Below are 518 nucleotides of genomic sequence, written 5' to 3' on the forward strand. Positions count from 1 at the left end.
CGAATACGTCCCCGTCGTGCTCACCGGCACGCTGACACTACTGGCCCCCGTCGACCACTTGTAACTGTTGCCCCCGCTGGCGGTCAAGGTCGTGCTCTGCCCCGCACCGATGGTCAGCGAAGGATTCGCACTGATGCTTACGGCCGGCAAGGCATTGGCCGTCATGCTGGCAACGGCGGTGGTGGTTGGACCGCCCCCCGCACTGCTGACGGTCACACTCAGACTCTTCACCCCTGCACTGGTGACCGTGCCCGACACCACATTGGTGCTGGTGCCGCTCAGGATCATCCCCTCAGGGGCGATCCAGGTGTAGCTGTAGGGAGGAGTACCCCCACGAACCGTAGCCGTGACGGTCCCGGTTAGCCCCACGCAGCCCACCACCTGATTGGGGCTGATGCTCACCACCAGGGGCGGAGCACTCACCACCGTCTGGCTGACCACCACGCTGGTGCTGGCCATGCAGCCCCCTTCACTGGTGGCCGTCACTGAATACGTCCCCGCACTGCTCACTGACACGC

The 518-nt window shown here is 65.1% G+C and carries 1 pseudogene; it reads right to left on the bottom strand.

What is annotated here, in order from left to right:
* Window positions 1–518, bottom strand: a pseudogene (locus tag ACYVHX_RS29595) (hypothetical protein); the annotation flags it as partial.

Source organism: Larkinella ripae (assembly GCF_054780775.1).